This window comes from Carboxydothermus islandicus, from assembly GCF_001950325.1.
GTDB classification, from domain to species: Bacteria; Bacillota; Z-2901; order Carboxydothermales; family Carboxydothermaceae; genus Carboxydothermus; species Carboxydothermus islandicus.
This window is the reverse complement of sequence record NZ_BDJL01000072.1, coordinates 1-353: the sequence shown is the minus strand read 5'-3', so window position 1 is coordinate 353 and position 353 is coordinate 1. Positions and strand designations below refer to the sequence as shown.

1 protein-coding gene is annotated in these 353 nt (G+C 39.7%); it reads left to right on the top strand.

Features of this window, described 5'->3' with window-relative positions; translation table 11 throughout:
- Window positions 1-353: SSO2105 N-terminal domain-containing protein (locus ciss_RS09105; protein WP_501161889.1), on the top strand; the 353-nt coding region annotated here is incomplete at both ends.

Below are 353 nucleotides of genomic sequence, written 5' to 3'. Positions count from 1 at the left end.
TGGAACTCCTGCAAAAGATATGCCTATAACCGCCTGCTTGAAGGAAAAACCCGAAAAGAACTTAAGAAAGAACTGCAAAGTTTCTTTAAATTGAATTCCAGATATGTAGACGATGCTATACTTGAAGCCAGCGAAGTTTTGCAAAGCACCGGAGAACCTGGAGAAAACCCACGTAAAGTTATCTTTGGCGGGAAAGACCTGTTTTTCAAATTGAAAAGCAGGCATTTAAGCAGCAAACAAAGGCAAAAGTACAAAAAAGAGTGGGAAGATAAACGCAAAGGAACTCTTTTCTCCAGAGGGGATAAAACCAAGCAGGGGAACTTAAATTTAAGAGTTATCGAAGAAAACGGTCA